The 19,852-nt window shown below is 68.7% G+C and carries 16 protein-coding genes; 11 read left to right on the top strand and 5 right to left on the bottom strand.

Translation table 11 applies throughout. The features are described 5' to 3' along the window. The 3 genes from ACOOHF_RS15620 to ACOOHF_RS15610 are packed head-to-tail and all read left to right on the top strand — an operon-like array spanning window position 1 to window position 3,340. On the top strand, window positions 1–1,839 hold the full coding sequence (locus ACOOHF_RS15620) for a 2-oxoacid:acceptor oxidoreductase subunit alpha (protein WP_420462369.1): 1,839 nt from the start codon (window positions 1–3) through the stop codon (window positions 1,837–1,839). Continuing rightward, window positions 1,836–2,909 (top strand): 2-oxoacid:ferredoxin oxidoreductase subunit beta, encoded by a 1,074-nt coding sequence (locus ACOOHF_RS15615; protein ID WP_420462368.1) that lies wholly within the window; start codon window positions 1,836–1,838, stop codon window positions 2,907–2,909. The genes ACOOHF_RS15620 and ACOOHF_RS15615 overlap by 4 nt, the downstream gene beginning before the upstream one ends. Before the next feature lie 41 nt (window positions 2,910–2,950). Further along, complete coding sequence (locus ACOOHF_RS15610; protein ID WP_420462367.1) at window positions 2,951–3,340, top strand: VOC family protein; 390 nt, start codon at window positions 2,951–2,953, stop codon at window positions 3,338–3,340. A 69-nt stretch (window positions 3,341–3,409) separates the two neighbouring features. On the opposite strand, the gene ACOOHF_RS15605 is transcribed toward ACOOHF_RS15610, so the two are convergent. Further along, window positions 3,410–3,946 carry an aquaporin gene (locus ACOOHF_RS15605; protein WP_420462366.1) on the bottom strand — a complete coding sequence of 179 codons (537 nt, stop codon included), beginning with the start codon at window positions 3,944–3,946 and terminating at the stop codon, window positions 3,410–3,412. 245 nt (window positions 3,947–4,191) lie between these two features. On the opposite strand from ACOOHF_RS15605, the gene ACOOHF_RS15600 reads away from it, so the two are divergent. From ACOOHF_RS15600 to ACOOHF_RS15590, 3 genes are all read left to right on the top strand, one after another. Further along, window positions 4,192–5,220 (top strand): proline racemase family protein, encoded by a 1,029-nt coding sequence (locus ACOOHF_RS15600; RefSeq protein ID WP_420462365.1) that lies wholly within the window; start codon window positions 4,192–4,194, stop codon window positions 5,218–5,220. A gap of 43 nt (window positions 5,221–5,263) precedes the next feature. Continuing rightward, a complete protein-coding gene (locus ACOOHF_RS15595) occupies window positions 5,264–5,509 on the top strand; it encodes a hypothetical protein (RefSeq protein ID WP_420462364.1) in 246 nt (81 codons plus the stop codon). Window positions 5,510–5,620: 111 nt separating this feature from the next. After that, the gene (locus ACOOHF_RS15590; RefSeq protein ID WP_420462363.1) at window positions 5,621–5,833 is read left to right on the top strand and encodes a hypothetical protein; all 213 of its coding nucleotides are present in this window, start codon (window positions 5,621–5,623) and stop codon (window positions 5,831–5,833) included. Between the two features lie 38 nt (window positions 5,834–5,871). Here the strand turns inward: ACOOHF_RS15590 and ACOOHF_RS15585 are convergent, their stop codons facing one another. After that, window positions 5,872–7,854: a DUF6600 domain-containing protein gene (locus ACOOHF_RS15585; RefSeq protein WP_420462362.1), complete on the bottom strand. Its 1,983-nt coding sequence runs from the start codon at window positions 7,852–7,854 to the stop codon at window positions 5,872–5,874. A gap of 88 nt (window positions 7,855–7,942) precedes the next feature. Beyond that, entirely contained in the window at window positions 7,943–9,040 is a 1,098-nt protein-coding gene (locus ACOOHF_RS15580) for a TolB family protein (protein WP_420462361.1), read from the bottom strand. Between the two features lie 250 nt (window positions 9,041–9,290). On the opposite strand from ACOOHF_RS15580, the gene ACOOHF_RS15575 reads away from it, so the two are divergent. The 5 genes from ACOOHF_RS15575 (at window position 9,291) to ACOOHF_RS15555 (ending at window position 16,200) form a co-directional block, all read left to right on the top strand. After that, the gene (locus ACOOHF_RS15575) at window positions 9,291–9,833 is read left to right on the top strand and encodes an RNA polymerase sigma factor (RefSeq protein WP_420462360.1); all 543 of its coding nucleotides are present in this window, start codon (window positions 9,291–9,293) and stop codon (window positions 9,831–9,833) included. Beyond that, the gene (locus ACOOHF_RS15570) at window positions 9,830–10,522 is read left to right on the top strand and encodes a methylated-DNA--[protein]-cysteine S-methyltransferase (RefSeq protein WP_420462359.1); all 693 of its coding nucleotides are present in this window, start codon (window positions 9,830–9,832) and stop codon (window positions 10,520–10,522) included. The genes ACOOHF_RS15575 and ACOOHF_RS15570 overlap by 4 nt, the downstream gene beginning before the upstream one ends. A 221-nt stretch (window positions 10,523–10,743) precedes the next feature. Further along, the gene (locus ACOOHF_RS15565; RefSeq protein ID WP_420462358.1) at window positions 10,744–14,019 is read left to right on the top strand and encodes a SusC/RagA family TonB-linked outer membrane protein; all 3,276 of its coding nucleotides are present in this window, start codon (window positions 10,744–10,746) and stop codon (window positions 14,017–14,019) included. A 52-nt stretch (window positions 14,020–14,071) separates the two neighbouring features. Next, window positions 14,072–15,025, top strand: coding sequence for a hypothetical protein (locus ACOOHF_RS15560; protein ID WP_420462357.1), 954 nt, complete (start codon window positions 14,072–14,074; stop codon window positions 15,023–15,025). 203 nt (window positions 15,026–15,228) lie between these two features. Then, entirely contained in the window at window positions 15,229–16,200 is a 972-nt protein-coding gene (locus ACOOHF_RS15555; protein ID WP_420462356.1) for a hypothetical protein, read from the top strand. A gap of 31 nt (window positions 16,201–16,231) precedes the next feature. On the opposite strand, the gene ACOOHF_RS15550 is transcribed toward ACOOHF_RS15555, so the two are convergent. Then, complete coding sequence (locus ACOOHF_RS15550) at window positions 16,232–18,022, bottom strand: hypothetical protein (RefSeq protein WP_420462355.1); 1,791 nt, start codon at window positions 18,020–18,022, stop codon at window positions 16,232–16,234. 19 nt (window positions 18,023–18,041) lie between these two features. After that, window positions 18,042–19,709, bottom strand: coding sequence for a formate--tetrahydrofolate ligase (locus ACOOHF_RS15545; RefSeq protein WP_419935732.1), 1,668 nt, complete (start codon window positions 19,707–19,709; stop codon window positions 18,042–18,044). Window positions 19,710–19,852: the final 143 nt, after the last annotated feature.

Below are 19,852 nucleotides of genomic sequence, written 5' to 3'. Positions count from 1 at the left end.
ATGAGCGGCATGAAGTCCGAACGCATCAACGACTTCGCGTTCAAGATCGCGACGGTAAACGGTACCGGCTCCGCGAGCGCCAACGGACTCATCATGCAGTTGATCTTCCGCATGGGGGTGCCGGTGTCGGGGAAGAACGTCTTCCCCTCGAACATCCAGGGCCTTCCCACCTGGTACGAGATCCGCGTCAACGGGACGGGTCACGTCGCGCGCAGGCCGGATTTCGACCTCATCGTGGCCATGAATCCGGAGACGTACGCGCGCGACATCGAGGAACTCGTCCCCGGCGGCTGGCTGCTGTACGACTCAAGCTGGCCGATGGCGGATACGCTCAAGCGGGACGACGTTAATTTCCTCGGGGTGCCCCTGGCCGAGATGTGCGTGAAGAACTTCGAGGGCGGCCGCACGCGCATCCTGATGAAGAACATCGCCTACACAGGCGCCCTCGCGGCGCTCCTCGATCTCGACATGGAGGTGATCCGCGGGCTCCTCGAGGAGACATTCGGAGAGCGGAAGCGGCACCTGCTGGACGCGAACTTCAAGGCGATCCGGATAGGGTACGATTACGCGGCGGAGCACTTCGAGTGCCCCCTCCCGATCCGACTCGAGCGGATGGACGCCACACGGGATTCGATCCTGATCGACGGAAACACGGCGGCGGCGCTGGGCTGTGTCTACGCCGGCGCGACGGTCGCTGCGTGGTATCCGATCACCCCCTCCACCTCGCTGGTTGACGCCTTCACGGCCTATTGCCGGCGCCTGCGCATCGAAGAGGGGTCGGGCCGGAGCAAGGCGGCGATCCTGCAGGCGGAAGACGAACTCGCGGCTGCGGGGATCACGATCGGGGCCGGCTGGGCGGGCGCGCGCGCCTTCACGTCGACGAGCGGGGCGGGGATCTCGCTCATGACGGAGTTCATCGGGCTCGCCTACTACGCCGAGATCCCGTGCGTGTTCTTCGACATCGAGCGTGTCGGGCCGTCGACCGGGATGCCGACGCGCACACAGCAGGGCGACATCCTCCTCTGCGCCTACGCGTCACACGGGGACACGAAGCACATCTGCCTCTATCCGAAGGACCCGGCGGAGTGCTTCGAGTTCAGCGTGCAGGCGTTCGATCTGGCCGAACGCTTCCAGACGCCCGTGTTCGTCCTGTCCGACCTCGACATCGGGATGAACGACTGGGTCGTGCCCCGGTTCCGGTGGGATGACACCTATCGGCCGGACCGAGGCAAAGTGCTGGATGCAGAGGCGCTGGAGGAGGTCGAGACCTTCTACCGCTACCTCGATGTGGATGGGGACGGGATTCCGTATCGTACGATCCCGGGCGAGCATCCCAAGGGCGCCTACTTCACGAGGGGGTCGGGCCATACCAAGTACGGAAAGTATACGGAGGATGAGGAGGAATACCTGGAGGTCATCGACCGCATCGCCGTCAAGATCGAGAACGCGGCCGAGGCCGTGCCTCCTCCGGAAATCCGGTCGCGTCCGGGCGCGCAATACGGACTGATCACCCTCGGGGCGTGTGACGGCGCCGTGCGCGAGGCCATCGATCAGTTCGACGAGGAGGGGCTCCGGTTCGACTACATGCGGATCCGGGGGTTCCCCTTCACGCCGGAGGTGACCCGCTTCATCGAGGCGCACGACGTCAATATCGTCATCGAACAGAACCGTGACGCGCAGCTGAAGTCGCTGCTCACGCTCGAGACGCCGGTTTCGAAGGAAAAGTTCGCCTCCGTGCGCCGGTACGGAGGCCTCCCGCTGAGCGCGCGGCAGGTCACGGAGGACGTGAGCGACTGTCTCGGCATCGCGGCGAAGTCCGCCGAAGGAGTAGGCGCATGACATTCATCGCCAAGCCGCGGGTCTTCCACCCCAGTCTGGAGAAGAACGAACTCGGCCTCACCCGCCGTGACTACGAGGGCGTGATGTCTACGCTGTGCGCGGGCTGCGGCCACGATTCCGTCACGGCCGCGCTGATCGAGGCGGCGTGGGAGTTGGCGATCCCGACGCACAGGGCGGCCAAGATGAGCGGGATCGGCTGCTCTTCGAAAACGACCGCCTACTTCATGTCCGAGTCGCACGGCTTCAACAGCGTACACGGCCGGATGCCGTCGGTGGCCAGCGGGGCGAACGCCGCGAACCGCGATCTGGTGTACATCGGCGTGTCCGGGGACGGGGATTCGCTCTCGATCGGACTCGGACAGTTGTGCCACGGCGTGCGGCGCAATCTCAACCTGCTCTACGTCATCGAGAACAACGGGGTGTACGGCCTGACGAAGGGCCAGTTCTCGGCCTCGGCCGACATGGGCTCCAGATCGAAGCGTGGCCTGCCGAACGAGCAGCCCCCGATCGACCCCGTGCTCCTCGCGCTGTCGATCGGCGCCACCTTTGTGGCTCGCGGCTTTTCCGGCGACAAGAACCAGCTCGTCCCGATCCTCAAGGCGGGGATCCGGCACCCGGGCCTGGCCATCGTCGACGTGATCTCGCCCTGCGTCACGTTCAACGACCATGTGGGTTCGACCAAGAGCTACGCGTACACGCGGGAGCACTTCCGCGCAGCGGTCGAAGCCGCGTTCGTGACGCCGAAGGATTTTGTCCCGCCGGCGGACGAGATCACCGCCGACCTGCAATCGAACGGCGTCCGTGACGTCCGCATGCACGATGGCAGTGTGGTGCGGTTCCGGCAGGCCGGCGACGACTACGATCCCACCGACCGGGACGCGGTGTACAGCTACCTGCGGAAGCGTCAGGGGGCGGGCGAGGTTCCGACGGGGCTCCTTTACCTGGACCCGGACTCGAGAGACCTGCACGACGTCCTGGGTACGGTCGACCGGCCGCTGTGGGATCTCCCCTACGAAGAGCTGTGCCCGGGGGCGGACGCGCTGGACGCACTGATGGAGAACTACCGATAGGGGCCGAACGGCCGTCCGTCCGCTTCGAGGCGGTGCAGCCGGTGCTTCCGTCGCGCGATGTGGCGGCGGCGATCGGTTTCTACGTCGGCCGGCTCGGGTTCCAGCTCGCCTTTGCCGATTCCACCCGTGATCCGGGGTACGCCGGTGTGAGGCGGGACGGGATCGAGTTGCACCTCCAGTGGCACGATGCCGAGGAATGGTCCCGGGTGGAGCGACCGATGCTCCGCTTCGTTGTACCCGACGTGGAGGGTCTGTTCGAGGAGTACCGGGAGCAGGGCGTCTTCCACGAGCGCACCGCGCTGCGGCGGACGGTGTGGGGTACCCGCGAGTTCGCCTTCTACGACCTCGACATGAACGGGCTCACCTTTTATCGAGATCTGGCGGCGGGCGAGACCGCCGATCCGACCCCTGACGAGGCCGACCTGGAGTGATCCCGGACGAGGTCCGAGTGCCGCACGACTCGTGGGTGGTCGGGGACGAGCCCTACGTCTCCCTCCACTTCATGGGCGCCGACCGCTACGCGGCCCGCTAGCCTCCACAGTCCCACTGGGGCCCCACATGCATTTGGCGAGCCACGCGCCGGCGAGAGCCCCGAGGACAGGTCCCCACGCGTAGGGCCACGACAGAGACCCGATCCCGAGTGCGACGGCCGGGTTGAGGACTCCGTTGGAACGGTGAGCGGCCCAGGAGATCGCCACGACCAGGGCCGTACCGATCACGGCGCCGGTCAGGCGGGAGGGGATCCGGTCCATGAAGACGGCCGCGATGGTGAAGGTCAGCAGCGCCGCACCCAGCAGCTCAGCGACCCCCGTCATCACGGAGCCGTCCACGAGCAGCGGGAGGGCCCGAGGGAAGAGCAGACGCCCGAGAGCGAGGGCGAACCCGGCCCCCGCGAACTGGGCCGCCACGAACGCACCGGCCACCGGAGCCTCCAGCTTTCCGACCGACCAGACGCCAATCGTCACAGCCGGGTTCAGCAGGCACCCCGACACCGGTCCGAGCAGATGGACGAGGAGTCCGAGAGTGAGCCCCGCCATGGCCGGAGGCGGGATGGGAAACCCCGGGTTGTGGATGGATATCGAGACGGAGAGCGTAAGCGCGAACGCACCCAGAATCTCGGCGGCGACGGCCCTCGGTGTCAGGTCTCCTCCTCGACTGTCAGCCGTCGCCGGCGGTACGAGTCGCGGCGACCGGAGCGGGAGAGCGCGGCGGAACGTAAGATCTCCGACGTCACGATACGGCGATCGTACGGTTGCCGGCCACCGCCACTCGAGAGCGTCACATGGCCTGGACACCTCCTGAAGACTGGCTCCGCATCGAGACCATCGATGCCCATACCGAAGGTGAACCGCTGCGCGTCATCGTGGCCGGCTTTCCGGAGCTTCCCGGGCCCACCGTGCTGGCCCGGCGCCGCGTCGCGCGCTCCGACTACGACGAGATTCGCCGCGCCCTGATGTGGGAACCTCGGGGCCATGCCGACATGTACGGATGCCTCGTGATGCCGCCGGTGAGGCCGGGGTCGGATTTCTCCGTCCTGTTCATGCACAACGAGGGGTTCTCGACTATGTGCGGTCACGGGATCATCGGCGTGACCAAGATCGCGGTCGAGGACGGCTGGACAGACGGGACGGGCGATTCGCGGCCCGTCGCGATCGACACCCCGGCGGGATTGGTACGCGCCACCGCGATCGTGGACGGAGACCGCGTCCGCGAGGTCCGGTTCGTCAACGTGCCGTCCTTCGCGCCTCTGCTCGACGGAGTCGCGGAGGTCGACGGCTTGGGCGCGGTGTCCTACGACCTGGCCTTCGGGGGCGCCTTCTACGCCTTCGTCGACGCGGATGCGCTGGGGTTGCCCCTGACGCCCGCCGGGGGCGCCGATCTGATCGATGCGGGGCGTCGAATCACGCGCGCGGTGTCGGCGACGGCCGCCGACGACATCCGGCACCCGGACGATCCCGATCTCGGCTTCCTGTACGGGACGGTGTTCACCGGCGCGCCGGCGGATCCGGCGCACCACTCCCGTCACGTCTGCATCTTCGCGGACGGAGAACTCGACCGTAGCCCTACGGGGACCGCCGTCAGCGGACGCCTGGCCATCCTCCGCGCCCGTGGAGAAATCGCGGAGCACGCGGAAATCGTGGTCGAGAGCATCCTCGGCGGCCGCTTCACGGGCCGGATCGTCGGCACCTCCTCCGTCGGATCGCACCCGGCGATCGTGCCCGAGGTTGGCGGCCGGGCCTGGGTCACGGGACGACACGAATTCCTCATCGACCCCGAAGATCCGTGGAAGGACGGCTTCCTCGTCCGCTGATTCGTCCGTCCCCTCGGGAAATGCGCCAGCCGGAGGTCGCGACATGCCCCATATCAGGACCGTAGGCGCCGACGAGGCCACCGGCCTGCTCGCGCGGGAGTACGAGAAAGCCATCCGACGCGCGGGGCGCGTCTTCAACGTCATCGGTATCCAGGGTCTCAACCCGCCGGTGCTCAGCGCATCGGTCCGGCTCTACGAAGCGCTGATGCTGGCCCCCGGACCGCTGGGCCGGGACGTACGGGAGATGCTGGCCACCGTCACCTCGCGCGAACTCGACTGCTTCTACTGAACGGAGGCGCACGGGGAGGATCTCCGTCAGGTAACGGGAGATGACGAGCTGGCCCGCGCAGTCCGGATCGACTACCGGACGGCCGGACTCGACGAGAAGACGCGCCGGCTGATGAACTTCGCGGTGGCGCTCACGCGAGATCCGGGTTCGAGCGGTGCGAGCGAGATCGAGGCACTGCGCGAAGCGGGGTGGACGGACGCTCAAATCCTGACCGCGACCGAAGTCATCGGTTTCTTCAACTACTACGTGCGGATGGTCGAAGCGCTGGGCGTCGAACCGGAGCCCGAAATGAAGCGGGATCCGGACGTGTGGCCGGATCCCTGATCGTGTGAGGGGCGGCACGTTCCCGCGGGAACGTCCGCTCAGCCGCCCGAGCGCCCGCGGGCCCTCGCAACACCGGTGGACCGGGAGGTGCCCCCGGAGCGCCGGACCGCCCCTCCGGACCTCGACGCGCCCCCCGATCGACGCGCGGTACCGCCCGACCTCGGGATGGCGCCCCGTCCGACCGTTGGCCGCGCCGGCCGGGTCGTCGTCGGGCGCACCGCCGGTCTCTTCGTCCCGGGCTGAACCCCCGGTCTCTGATTGAAGGGGGGACGGGCCCTCGGCCGCCCGGTCGTGCCGCGGGGCCAGATCCAGCTCGTCGAGGGCCACGAGACGATCGGGCGGCTGGATGCGCCCCCAACATCCCGCGCGGCCGGGGCACGGAGCCCCTGGCGGCCGCCGCTCTCCGTCGGCGGACGGGTTGGGCGCTGCACGCCGGGGCGCTGCACCCGCGGCGATCGGCCCTCGAGCGGACGAATCGTCGCTCGGACGGGGCGCCCGCCGCTGGCCGCCACCGGGCTGGCCCGCGTCGAGGCTTCCGGCCGGCGGGCCACTGCGGAACGGCCGTCGCGTCCGCGCAGCGCGACCCGTTCGATCCCCTGCGGGAGGCGCGCCCCCCGGTCGATGAAGCCGTTCGCGTCGACCTCCGAGCGCCCGTCGCGCGGCACCGCGCGGCGCAGGGTGGCCAGCGTCTCGGCCGGACGCCGCCAGGCCTCCCGCCCCAGCGAGCGGGTGTCCGTGAGCAGCACGCCGCGCTCGATGGCCCGGCGCCCGCGGCCCAGGTCGGCGCCGCCGACCGAGTAGAAGTACTGCCGCCTGTGCCCCAGCCGCCCCTGCGGCAGGAACGTCCAGTGCCGATAGCGCCCGAAGCTGCCGCCGATGTGTCCGTACACTCCGAAGTGGAAACCCCAGCCGTTTCCGTACTGATTGCGGTAATGACGCCAGTAGTAACCCGACGGGATCCAGCCCGCGTAACTCGAACCCCAGTACCAGTAGACGTGGGCTCCCGCGAACCGGCGACCGGGGAACCAGACCCAGCCCCAACTCGGATCAAGGTCCCAGTATCCGTAGTGGTAGGGGACCCAGCCCCACGGCTCGTAGGAAACCCAGAACAGCCCGCTCGGCGTGTGCCTCCAGCGCCCGTCCCGATACGGCGCCCACCCGGAGGACACGCGCGGACGCCACGCGACCCCGGTCTCGACGCGTACCCACGACCCGTGTCCGCTCAGGGAAGAGGCCGCGTAGTGGAGATCCGGGTCGACGTGCGCTGCGTACTCGGCGCCCGCGTAATCGCCCAGCCCCAGCCCCCACGCCTCGAGGCGGTCGAGGTCCGGGGCGGCCGCGAAGTCGAGCCGATCCCCGCGCGCCCCTTCAACGAACAGGCGCTCCCCTCGACGGACCTCGGCCACTTCGTTCGGCGTCGTCACCTCCGCCACTCCATCGCGGACGATGACCTCGCTTCGCCGTCCATCATCGGCGGCGATGAGGAAGGATCCCGCCCCCCGCGCCCGAATCGTCGCATTCGGCGTCACGACGGCAGGGAACTCCGACCCCGGTTGATCCGGGGACACGACGAGTTGCAGCGTCCCCCGCGCGAGTTCGATCACGGACCCGGGGTCGCTCGTGTCCCCCGAATTCGCGAGCGCGCGGAACAGCACCTCGGCGCGATCGCCGACGCGGACGATGTTCCCGTCAGCCAGCACGATTTCGATCCGGGATTCGCCGGACGCGAAGAGCCGGTCGCCGGCGAGGATGGGCTCGTTGACCGAGAGCTCGACCCGCTCGCGGGTGTCGACCTGGATCAGCGTGGCGGAGCCCTCGAGCGTGCGGATGTAGCCGTAGCTGCCCTCCATCCCGCTCTGAGCGATCGCCGCGTCGTAGTCGACCGGAAACTCCGCCTCCTGAGCGGAGATCGGGGGCGCGGCGAGCGTTACACCCCACGTCAACCCGGCCACCCGTGCCCACCGCAGTCCCCACGACCGCCTTAGACGGCCAGAGTTCTTCATCGCCTCAAACGCACCCATCCCGAGACTCCCATCTCCTCTGGTCTCCGGCCCTCCGGCGCCGCCGGGGGCCATCGTCAGAGGTTAGACGCCCGCCGGGGGCGACCCGTCACTCGGGCAGTTCGTCGATCCACTCCGCGATGAAGAGGTTCGTGTTCCCCTCGTGGGAGCCGTGCCGGTTCGACCCGAACACGAGGTGGCGGCCGTCGGGCGTGAACATGGGGAAGCTCTCGAACTCCTCGCTGAACGTCACCTGCTCCAGCCCCGTCCCATCCAGGTTGATCATGAAGAGATCGAAGTTGCGGCTGTCGGGGTCGTGCAGATTCGAGGCGAAGATCACCTTCTCTCCACCCGGGTGGAAGAAGGGAGCGAAGTTGGCGGCCCCGTTGTCCGTGAGGCGCCGGCGGTTCGACCCGTCCGCGTCCATGACGTAGATGTCGAGGATCCCCGGGCGGACGAGGTTGTCGGCGAGGAGCGCCTGATAGTCCGCGAGTTCCTCCTCGCTCTCGGGGTACCTCGCCCGGTACACGATCTTCGACCCGTCCGGAGAGAAGAAGGGGCCGCCGTCGTACCCCGGCTCGTCCGTGAGCTGCCGTACGTCGGATCCGTCGGGGTTCATCGAGTAGATGTCGAGGTCGCCGCCGCGGGTCGACGTGAACACGATCCGCGAACCGTCGGGCGAAATCGTCGCCTCCGCGTCGTAGCCCGGGCTCGAGAATATCGCCTGGACGTCGGAACCATCGGGGCGCGCCGTGTAGACGTCGAAGTCGTACAGCGCCCACACGTAGCCCCGGCGCATGTCCGGCGGCGGGGGACAGGCGTCGTCCGCGTGGTGGGTCGAACTGTAGACGATCCTGGAATCATCCGGGAAGAAATAGGCACACGTGGTGCGGCCCAGGCCGGTGGATACGAGGTTCCGGTCTCCGCCTTCGACGCCGATGGTGAAGATCTGGTCGCACTCGTACTCGCCCTCGTGCCGGCGCTGGAAGATCAGCCGCTCCCCGTCCGACGAGAAGTAGGCCTCGGCGTTTTCCCCTTCGAAGGTCAGTTGAGTAAGGCTGGCGAAGCGCTTTTCCCCCGGGAACGGGTCCCACGCCACGCCTCCGGTGTCCTGTCCCGCCTCGGTCGTGCAGGCGGCCACACCGAACGCCGCAAGCAGCGTCGCCAGGGCGCGGGTCGGCCCCAATGCTTCATATGTTGGGTTCAAGAGAGCCTCGGTCTGTTGCGTCACGTCGTGTTGGATTGTGAAGAGAGACGCCCGCGGAGGGATCTGCGCCGATCTCCGAGGATCCCGGCGCCGACCCGCGGTGCGGCCCACAGGGTACGGATCGCGCCCGCGCAAGGCCAGCTTCCGGTGGTCCCGGTTTCACGTTCCCCCGGGAGACGCGTTCACCAGGTGGAAGAGGCTCGCAATGCGGCCCGCGGTCCAACCCTGAACGCCGACGAGAAAGAGGCGGATGACGACGCTCACAGAGGGAAGGGTACCGGTGGACTCGTGGTCCGTGCGCTACGGTCCGGAACTCGAGCGGCATGTTGCCTCGATGCTCGGTAACGAGGACGAAGCCCGCGACATCGTCCAGGAGCTGTGGGAGACGGCGCTCCGCACGCGGCCCGAGTCCGGCGAGGGCGCGAACATTCGCGCCTGGCTGTACCGTGTCGCCACCCGACGGGCGCTGGACGTGATCTCGGCCGGTCGACGGCGGTCGGAACTCCTGGCGGCGCGCGCCGGCGATGTCGAACCGACCCGTCCTCCTCCGCCGGACGAGATGTTCGGCCGACTCTCCGCCGCGGGTGCCGCCCGCGTTCGGGAGAGCATCGCACGGTTGCCCCCGAGACAGAGAAACGCGGTCTGGCTCCGCTGGATCGAGGGGCGGGGCTATGCGGACGTCGCCGCGCGGCTGGGCTCCACTCCGGAGACGGCGCGGGCGAACGTCTATCAGGGGATCAGGAAGCTGCGCCGCGATCTGGCCGGCGTCTGGAACGAGGAGATGATGACATGACCGGGCCATGCTCGGACTACCGGGACGAGGACGTCGTCGCCTGGATGCTGGGAGATTCGGATGACTCGAAGGCGCAGGATCTGGCCGAGCATCTGGCCTCCTGTCCTGCCTGCCGCGCCCGGGCCGCCGAGTACCGGGCCCTGGACCGTTCCGCGGGGGCATGCCGGGAGGGGCCGGTCATCCGCTGGCGCGGCTTCGACTCGCCCTTCGGCGCCATGCGCGTCGCTGCGAGCCGCGAAGGGCTCGTCGCCCTCACATGGCAGGCGGCGAGTGACGAGGCTTTCGTCGCCGGGCTCGAACGCCGCTACCGCGCGGCGCCCGTCGTCTGCGACGGCGACGAACTCGCGGACGCCGAGGCGCAGTTGGGCGCGTACTTCGACCGGCGGCGTCAGGGGTTCGAGCTGCCCGTCGACCTCGGCGGCCTCACCGACTTCCAGCGCGCGGTGCTCGCCGCGACCGCTCGTCTCGGTTTCGGCGAGACCGCGACGTACACGGAGATCGCGCGCCGCATTGGTCGCCCCGGAGCCTCGCGGGCCGTGGGCAACGCGTTGGGGCGGAACCCCATACCCGTCGTCGTACCGTGCCACCGGGTCGTCCGGACCGATCGGACGCTGGGCGGATACACTGGAGGACTCCGCTACAAGCGCGCGCTCCTCGGCATCGAGGGTCGCACGGATCTCCTGTCATAAGAACGGGTGCTGAAGCGTCTCAAGGGTAGAAGACGCGGCCAAACGCCTGTCCGGACAGCCATTGCGGTCGCCACGTACGGGATCAACCACCGTCATGGGGGGGATCCGTGGCCCACAGTTGTCCGACGTGGAGGGACCTTCGAGCGACGACCCTCGTGGCCATGCATTGCTGCCTCGGGTTCATGTTCGGAGCGGCACCTGCAATCGCCCAGGGGTCCCCGGTGTCCGCCGCCGCATCCGGCATTGTGCGGGGCACCGTCGTGGCCGCGGAAACCCTGATCCCCGTCTTCGGAGCGCACGTTTCCCTCGACGATTCGGCCCTCGGCGCCGTCACCAACTCGCGCGGCGAATACCGGCTGGAAGGAGTGCCCTCGGGGCCCCGCATCGTGAAGGTCCGCCTGGCGGGGTACGTAGACGCCTCTCGAACGCTCCCCGTGGAGGCCGGCGCCGCGGGACGGCTCGACTTCGAGTTGGTGCAGACGGCGCTGCGCCTGCACGATCGCGTCGAGGCGGGTCTGGCGGGAGCGGCCCCCCGGATCAACGTCCCGCTCGCCATTACGCGACTCTCCGTCGCGGATCTTCCCGTGCCCTCCTCCGATGTTGCCTCGCTCCTGGCGGGCAAAGCGGCGGGCGTCTCCGTGATCTCCGCTTCCGGACAGCCGGGCGAAGCGGCATCGATCCTCATCCGCGGGACCACGTCGATCGATGCCTCGGGACGGCACGTAGCGCCACTCGTCGTGATCGACGGTGTCATCCTTTCCGAGGAGGCCACACTCGCGGAGATCTCCACGCTCGATGTCGCCCACGTCGACATCGCGAGGGGTGCTGCGGCCACTGCGCTGTATGGGGCCCGGGGCCAGAACGGTGTCATCCTCATTTCGACGAAGCGCGGCCACGGGATACCGGACGGGACGACGAGAGTCATGGGGCGCGCCGGCTGGGGAAGGAGCGTGCTGGTCGGTGAAATCGGACTGGTCCGCGCGCATCCCTATCTCATGAACGAGGCCGGAACGAGCTTTGTCGATGAGGATGGGAATGAAGTCGGGTTCTGGGACACATGGCTACCGGCGGCGAACCAGATCCACCCCGGCGAGCCCGCGACCTCCGAGACCGTGTTCTACAATCAGGAGTTCCCGTTCGACCTGTTCGACCACATGGATACCGTCTTCGATCCGGGGCAGACTCTGGATCTCCATGGGGCCCTGACGGGACGGTTCGGGGAGTCGGCCTACCGCGCCAGCCTCGACGTGTTGGCGGAACAGGGGATCGTCCACTGCACGGCGTGCGTCCCCAATCTGGAGAGACTGAACAGGGATCGGGTGCAGCAGGGATTCGCACCGTACGGCGCCGACCGGTTCGACAGGGACGGATACGACCGTTACGGCGCCCGCATCAACGTCGACAGCCGGGCGGGAGACCTTCAGATCGCGGCGAGCGGCTTCTACAGTCGCTCCAATCAGGATGACAAGGCTGTCGCGCGCGGCTTCTTCAGAAACCTGCCGCTCGTCTCGCCGGCGGTGGACCTGACAAGAATCAATCCGCGGACCGGAGTTCCCTACCTGCATGCCCATCCGCGGGAAGACACGAGCAATCCGCTCCGCTCCCTGGCGGGCAATGAGAGCCGTGAGGAAAGAACGCGCGCCATGGGCGCCGCCGACCTCGAGTACGCGCCCGGGGGCTCCGACTGGCTCACGCTCGGCGCCGGCGCCTCGTTCGACCGGACGGAGATCCTGGAGCGACGCTTCTTTCACCCGGTGAACCGCATATTCGACAACTACTACTTCGCGGGAGGCCTGCAGCAGGGAACACGCACTTCTCAGGCCACCCACGCGCACATCGGACTCCGCGTCGCCCGAACGTTCATGGGCGGTGACATGAGGCTTCGCGCGCGGGCGAGGTATCTGAGGGAGGAGCAGGACTTCAAGTCCCTCGAAGCGATCGGCCCGGGCTTCTCCCTGCCGGATGTGCCGAGTTTTGACGCCATCGCCGGCGACCCCTCCGTCGGGAGCGAGGGCCGGCGGATCAAGGGCAGGGCCTTCCTCGCCGCTGCGGACCTGGCTTACCGGGGTCGCTACCTTCTTGACGGAATCGTACGCAGAGACGGCGCCTCCCTCTTCGGCCCCGAGGCTCGCTGGCACACGTATTTCAGGGGGGCGGCGGCCTGGCGGGTGTCGCGCGAAGCGTTCTGGAACGTGGACTTCATCGATGAGCTGAAGCTCCGTTTCGCGCTCGGCACCGCTGGGGGTCGACCCAACTTCCACGCTCAGTATGAAACGTACGGAAACACGCCTGCGCCCTATGGCCGCGTGCGGTGGTCAACGCGGCTCAACCTGGCGAACCGGCGCCTGCGGCCCGAGTTCACCAGGGAAGCGGAAGCCGGCCTGGACCTCGTAGTGGGCGACAAGCTGGCGCTGGACCTCACGTACGCCTGGCGAACGACCGACGATCAGTTGCTGCGCGTTCCGCAACCGGCCTTCCTCGTGTTCCCATGGCAGTGGCGGAATGCCGGGGAAGTCGAGTCCCGCACCTGGGAGGCGACGATCCGCTATGCGCCGATCGAGACCCGGGATGAGAGCGTCGGTTTCCGGCTCACGTGGGACCGGACGCGGCAAGTCGTGAGCCGACTCGATGTGCCCGCGTTCAGACACGGCCCGTTCTTCGTGTCGGAGGGGCGATCTGTGGGGGAAGTGTGGGGCACGGCCTTCGCGACGGATTGCGCGGACCTGGCGCCGGTCGGCGTCACCGACTGCGGAAGTTTCCAGGTGAATGACGATGGCCTGCTCGTGGCGACCGGACCGGGCAACGACTTCACCGAAGGGTTCGCCAGGCGGCTGTGGGGCACGGAGGTCGCCGTGACTGATGCGATGGGAGATACGCTCACCTATCGCTGGGGGCTGCCCATTGCGGTTCGAGATCGCTCCCCGGCCTGCATCGCACGAGATCCGGGAAAGCGGGAGGACTGCCCGCTAACCGGGTTTCTGCCGTTGGGCAATACGACGCCCGACTTCAATGCTTCCTTCGCGACGAACCTCCGCTACAAGTCACTCACCTTCTCCGGCTTGCTGGAGGCCTCGGTCGGACATTCGATCTACAACCGGATGGCGCGGCCGGATCCGACCTGGCTCCGGGGCCCGGACCTGGATCAGAGCGGCAAATCGCCGGGGCACCAGAAACCGTTGGCGTACGTCTCGACGCTCGGGACGGGCGAGCGGAACTCCTGGTTGCTGGAGGACGGCGACTGGCTGAAGGTCCGCGAGATGTCGGTGAGCTATACGCTGCCCGAAGATCTCATTCAGAGCCTGTTCGGCGGCGCGTTCAGGCGTGTCACGCTGACAGCGGCCGGCAGCAACCTGTTCACGTTCACGGGCTACCGAGGCTACGACCCGGAGGTCGGGATCTCCGGAGGGGTCCACGGCAGTCCGCAGGTGAACGCGGTGGATTCCTACGCCTATCCAAACTTCCGGACGTTCACATACTCAGCGGAAATCGTGTTCTGAACCTGCTCCAGGGAGCCGTACCATGTCTGTTCTCTCAAGGATTTGTCTCGGTTTGAGCGTGGGTTTCGTCGCCCTCGCGGCCTCTGATGTGCCGCGTGCCGGTGGGTCGAGTCCGCCTGCCGCCACACCTGCCGAACGGGCGTTCGAGTACCCGGGTGACGTCCCCGCCGCTGACGAGGTGCGGCGGATTCGAGGCCACCTTCGGGATGTCGAGCGCTTCCTCAGGGCTCACTCGCCGGCCGAACTCAGCCTGGCGCAGCGAGAGCGGCGGAGCGCGGCTCTGGATTGGCTGCACGCATACGCGGAGCGGGGGACGTTCCCGCACAACCACACGCGTCCAGGCGAACGCGTGCCCGTCTTCGTCGATGAACACGCGACGCCGTGTGCGGTGGCCTATCTGCTCCAGCGGTCGGGCGAGGGCGCCCTCGTGCGCGAAATCGTCCGATCCGACAACCATGTCTACGCACGGACCCTCGCCGCGGACCGGCGGCTGGCGTCGTGGCTGGAGGAGGTGGGCCTCACCCCGGGGGAAATCGCCCGCATTCAACCGACGTACATTCCCTCCGCCCCCCCGCCCGAACCCGGAGGGTCTCACGCCGTACGCGGGGCGGTGGAGCCCACGTCCGGCGTCTGGAAGTATGTCACTCCCCTGTCCGTGGGCTCCGCGCTCTTCGCTCACCTGACGGACACGCGCCCGGGAGCGCGGCCGGTAGTTGGGGCGATCAACGGAGCCTTCGCCGTGGGGCATGCCGGTCTCGCGGCTCACGCGCTGCTGGCCGAGTGGGGGAGCGATGGAGCCGGCCGGTCAGCCGCGATCAACGGGGCGCTGGCGCTGGTCTCCGCGCATGCGGCGTGGAGCCACTTCCGACGGCGTTCGGAGACGCGGTCTCCGGTCGGATCCGGGGAGGGCGCGCGGGCGGTGATGTCACGGCGGCCGCGGATTCTGGCCCCCGAAGCGGCCTGGGTCGGCGGGGGCGTGGGCCTTCAAGTGCGCCTGATCCACTGATCCGGCTCGATCAGGCTCCCGGCGCAGTACCGGCGGACTCCGCTACAAGGTGGCACTCCTCGACATCGAAGGGCGTGCCGATCTCCTACCTCCAGGGCGCGCCGGAGCCGTAGCGGACTCCAGTTCTCCGTTACGACCTGGCACCCTGCCGGCTACCGCGGGTATCCCCACGGCAACGGGGAGCTTTAACGGGGGTCACAGCCATGTCCGTTTCCTTGAGAGCCGTCATCGCCGTCGGGGGTCTGTTCACGCTCATCACCGCTTCCGGCGGTCCCGTCGAGGATTCGACCGGCCCCTCTACGCAGCCCACCGGCACAACGCAGCCACGGCTCGCGGCCACGTTCGCGGAAACCGAACCCGGGGTGCTGGAGACCCGACGGATTCAGGGGCACCTGCTGGACGTCGAGCGGGCGCTGAGGGGAAGGGCGACGGTCACGCTGAGCGCTGCGCAGCGGGAGAGACGGAACGCGGCCCTGAACTGGCTGCGCGAGTACCGGGAACGGGGGAGGTTCCCGCACAACCATACGCATGCCGGCGGCCGGGTACCTGTCTTTGTCGACGAACACGGGACGCCGTGCGCGGTGGCCTACCTGCTTCAAAGGTCCGGCCGGGAGAGTCTCGTCCGGAAGGTCGCGGACGCGGACAACAACGTGTACGCATGGGAGCTTGCAGGCGACGCACGTTTCTCCGAATGGCTCGATGAGACGGGTCTCACGCTGGAGGAAGCGGCGAGGATCCAGCCCGGCTACGCCGACGGGTGCTTTTGCCCCAGGGATGACGCGTCCAATACTTGGCGATACGTCGCCCCGCTGTCCGCGGGGTCGGCCCTCGTCAGTCACCTGGCGAAACCCGAGGGGTGGGCGAGACCCGTGGTTGGCGCACTTAACGGGGCCTTCGCCGTGGTGCACGCGGGCTTTGCGTGGCACGCGCTGAATGAGTGGAATGACGGGGGGACGGTGGGGGCCGAACTCTCGGCCGCCGCCAACACCGCGTTGGTGTTCGCGTCCGGATACGTGGCGTGGAGCCTCCTGCGGTCGCGCCCGGATGAGCCTGCGACGTCCGGGCCCGAAGTGGAGATGCTGAGCGCGATGAAGTCGCATCGTCCGCGGCTTCTTGCGCCTTCAGCGGCTTGGGTCGGCGGGAGCCTGGGCCTGCAGGTGCGCCTGGTACACTGAGTCGGGCCCGCTTCGCCCGAAGGGCGCTTCGCTACCCGCGTTCCTCGACGAGCTGGATCAGGCGACGCAGGCCGAGGCCCTCCGGACCCCCGACGCGAACCCGCAGAGTCCGGCACCCCCGCGCGGCAAGAGCCCCGAGGTCCCCAAGCGCCTGGGCGCGGATGAGCTGCCGGAAGGTGAAGTCGGATTCGGGCACGTGGATATGCGCCCCCGCGTCGTCCAGAAGCTGCAGGAAGGCGCCGTTGTCGGCGCCCCCCTTGTGCAGCTGACCGGTCGAGTGGAGGAATCGCGGACCGTAGCCCAACGTCGTGGCCGCTCCCGTGGCCCCGGCCAGCGCCGCGCGGAGGGCCGCGAGCAGGTCGTCCTCCTCTTCGCCGCCCGCGAGATACGCCTGCACGGCGATGTAGTCCGTGGGCTCCACCTCGTCGAGAAAACCGTGTACCCAGGAGCGGATCCCGTCCACGTCGGGCGCTGGCGGATTGCGGGGAGGCGCGTGACCGAAGCGCGGCAGCTCCCAGACCAGGTCCAGGGTCTCATCCGCCTCCGGGTCGGCCTCCGGGTCGGCCTCCGGGTCGGCCTCCGGACCGGTCCCGGAGCCGGCATCGGCGTCCGCCGAGGGTTCGTCGGGGTTCCCGTCCGGCGGCGTGTCGCCGGCCATGGCGAGCCGCGCGAGGCGTTTGGCGAGCTGGACGTCCGGCTGGTTGAAGGGGTGGATGCCGAGGACGGACCCCGCCATGGCCACGCCCACCTCCCAGACGAAGAAGAGAGCGCCCAGCTCCCCGGGCTGTTCGAGCTGAACGCGCAGGACCGGGTGACCGGCTTCCTCGAGCGCGTCGAGCCGAGCCGGCGTTTCGTCCAGGTCACCCCATTGCTCCGCCTCGCGCGCCGCCTCTCCCGCGAGGATGAGGCCGACGAAGACGCGGTCATCCCCGTACGCGGCCGGGTCCCGAGGCGGTTCGTCGATGATCGGGATGATGCCGCGGCCATCCTTGCCGAGACTCTCGGCCACGAGTTGCTCCGCCCATTCGGGGAACGCGGCCCAGTCCGGACTCGCCTCGAAAGTGAGCTTGTCCCGCCCCACGAGCGCGAGCTCTCCCAGCGCCGCCCCGAGCAGGAAGCCCGGGTTGTGGCGGATGTCGTCCCTGCACGCGTCCGCGGCCATCACGGCGTCATCGAGGAGCGCCGGAAGATCGGCCCCCGCGAGCGCAGCCGGGACGAGACCGAACGGGCCCAGGGCCGAAAAGCGGCCGCCCACGTCGGGCGGGGCTTCGAACACGGCCCGGAACCCTCGCTCGCGCGCGAGTTCGGCGAGAGGCGAGCCCCGATCGGTAATCGCAACGAAATGTTCGCCGGGATCCTCGACGACCTCGGCGGTCCGCGACCAGAAGTGCCGGAACAGGGAGAGCGTCTCCACAGTGGTCCCCGATTTACTCGCCACGACAAAGAGCGAGTTCGCCGGCCTCAACCAGTCGAGGTCGCGGATCGCCGCCGGGTGCGTCGTATCGACGAGCGTGAGCGGCAGCCCCTCGCCCGGCATCGTGCGGGCGATCACCTCAGGGGCGAGGCTGGAACCGCCCATGCCGAGCAGGACGAGGTCGGTGAACCAGAAGGGCACGCTCGCTCGCAGCTCCTCGACCGGGCCGAGTGCGCCGGGGGACGTCTCCGGAAGGTCGAGCCAGCCGAGCCGGTCGGCCAGTTCGGGCGTCTCCGGGTCCGACGACCACAGGGTCGCGTCCCTCCGCCAGAGGCGTGCGACGGCGTCCTGCTCGGCCCACTCCCGGAGCCGGCGCTCCACGTCCTGCCCGTGACGCCCCGGCGACATCTTGATCTCGATCATGTCGTCAGAAGAGCCCGACCACGCTCCCGCCCTCGACGATCCGGATGCCTTCGGCGGCGGGCACCCGCGGGAGTCCGGGCATCGTCATCACGGTGCCCGCCCGCGCGACGACGAAGCCTGCGCCCGCCGAGGGCCTCACGTCCTGCACCGTGATGCGGAAGCCGGTGGGGCGCCCCAGCCGGCTCGGGTCATCGCTCAGGCTGTTCGGCGTCTTGGCGATGCACACGGGCGTATCCCCCAGTCCCGCCGCCTCGAGCTGTCGTATGTCCTTCGCGGCGCGCGCGGTGTAATCGACGCCGTCGGCCCCGTACACGTTCGTCGCGATGGCCTCGATCTTGTCCCTGATCGGCGCCTCGGCGTCGTACCTGGGCCGATACGCGCCCGAGCCCGCCTCCAGCGCCCCCAGGACGGCCCGTGCCAGGTCTTCACACCCCTCGCCGCCCCGGGCGTGACCCTCCGAGCGGGCGTAGCGGACGCCCAGCGCCTCGCACGCCTCCGCAACGGCGGCGATCTCCTCCTCGGAATCGGTCCCGAACACGTTGATCGCGACCACGGGCTCGATTCCGAAGCCCCGGACATTCTCCACGTGCGCGCCGAGGTTAACGAGCCCTCTGCGGACGGCCCCCGCATCGGGCGTCGAAAGCGCCGACCGGTCTCCGCCGCCGTGCAGCTTTAGCGCCCGGATCGTGGCCACGAGCACGGTAGCCTCGGGGTTCAGGCCCCCGATGCGGCACTTGATGTCGAAGAACTTCTCCGCGCCCAGATCCGACCCGAAGCCGGCCTCCGTGATCACGACGTCGCCGAACGCCAGCCCGGCCCGCGTCGCCATGAGCGAGTTGCAGCCGTGGGCGATGTTGGCGAAGGGTCCGCCGTGCACGAAGGCCGGGGTCCCCTCCAGCGTCTGGACGAGGTTCGGCCCGATCGCCTCGCGCAGGAGCAGCGTCATCGCCCCGGCCACGTTCAGTTCGCGCGCCCGCACCGGCTCGCCGCCGTAGGCGTATCCGACGATGATGCTGCTCAGCCGCTCCTCCAGGTCCTCCAGGCTGGCGGCGAGACAGAAGATCGCCATCACCTCCGAGGCGGCCGTGATCATGAAGCCGTCCTCTCGCGGCACCCCGTTGATCCGCCCCCCGAGCCCGACGACGATGTTCCGCAGCGCCCTGTCGTTCATGTCCACGGCGCGGCGCCACGTGATCTGGCGCGGGTCGATCCCGAGCCTGTTCCCCTGCTGAAGGTGGTTGTCGAGCGCCGCCGAGAGGAGTGCGTGGGCCGATGTGATCGCGTGCAGATCCCCGGTGAAGTGGAGGTTGATGTCCGACATCGGGATCACCTGAGAATACCCTCCGCCCGCGGCGCCGCCCTTGACGCCGAACACGGGCCCCAGGCTCGGCTCGCGGATGCAGAGGACGGAATTCGCCCCTACCCGACGCAGGCCGTCGGCGAGACCGACCGCGACGGTTGTCTTGCCCTCGCCGGCGGCCGTCGGCGTGATCCCCGTAACGAGGACGAGCCGGCCCGATCCGGGTTCGCGCGAGAAGATGGACTCCGGGCGGACCTTCGCCTTGTAGTGCCCGTAGGGAACCAGTTCGTCGAGATCCAGTCCGATCTTCGCCCCGATCTCGGCGATCGGCCAGGGCGTGGCGGCTTCCGCGATCTGTACGTCGGTGAGCATCCGTACCGTCCCGATGAAGTTGCCGTGGGTTGATCCCGCGCCGAGGAGATCCGACGCGGCGTGTTCGACGGGAGACTCTACCGCGCGCCTCCCGTCGGCAAAAGCTCCGAAGAGGATCGCGGACCGTCCGACTCCGGTTTCCC

The organism is Candidatus Palauibacter sp., assembly GCF_965216145.1.
Classification (GTDB): domain Bacteria; phylum Gemmatimonadota; class Gemmatimonadetes; order Palauibacterales; family Palauibacteraceae; genus Palauibacter.
The sequence above is the reverse complement of the archived record's forward strand: the minus strand, read 5'-3'. Positions and strand labels throughout refer to the sequence as shown.

Excerpts from the sequence above, each read along its gene's own strand:
- ACOOHF_RS15590 (WP_420462363.1), top strand. The coding sequence starts at position 5,621 with ATGAACTTCGCGGTGGCGCTCACGCGAGATCCGGGTTCGAGCGGTGCG.
- ACOOHF_RS15570 (WP_420462359.1), top strand. The coding sequence starts at position 9,830 with ATGACCGGGCCATGCTCGGACTACCGGGACGAGGACGTCGTCGCCTGG.
- ACOOHF_RS15585 (WP_420462362.1), bottom strand. The coding sequence starts at position 7,854 with ATGGGTGCGTTTGAGGCGATGAAGAACTCTGGCCGTCTAAGGCGGTCG.
- ACOOHF_RS15595 (WP_420462364.1), top strand. The coding sequence starts at position 5,264 with ATGCCCCATATCAGGACCGTAGGCGCCGACGAGGCCACCGGCCTGCTC.
- ACOOHF_RS15555 (WP_420462356.1), top strand. The coding sequence starts at position 15,229 with ATGTCCGTTTCCTTGAGAGCCGTCATCGCCGTCGGGGGTCTGTTCACG.
- ACOOHF_RS15620 (WP_420462369.1), top strand. The coding sequence starts at position 1 with ATGAGCGGCATGAAGTCCGAACGCATCAACGACTTCGCGTTCAAGATC.
- ACOOHF_RS15545 (WP_419935732.1), bottom strand. The coding sequence starts at position 19,709 with ATGCTCACCGACGTACAGATCGCGGAAGCCGCCACGCCCTGGCCGATC.
- ACOOHF_RS15575 (WP_420462360.1), top strand. The coding sequence starts at position 9,291 with ATGACGACGCTCACAGAGGGAAGGGTACCGGTGGACTCGTGGTCCGTG.
- ACOOHF_RS15605 (WP_420462366.1), bottom strand. The coding sequence starts at position 3,946 with ATGGCGGGGCTCACTCTCGGACTCCTCGTCCATCTGCTCGGACCGGTG.
- ACOOHF_RS15600 (WP_420462365.1), top strand. The coding sequence starts at position 4,192 with ATGGCCTGGACACCTCCTGAAGACTGGCTCCGCATCGAGACCATCGAT.
- ACOOHF_RS15615 (WP_420462368.1), top strand. The coding sequence starts at position 1,836 with ATGACATTCATCGCCAAGCCGCGGGTCTTCCACCCCAGTCTGGAGAAG.
- ACOOHF_RS15550 (WP_420462355.1), bottom strand. The coding sequence starts at position 18,022 with ATGTCGCCGGGGCGTCACGGGCAGGACGTGGAGCGCCGGCTCCGGGAG.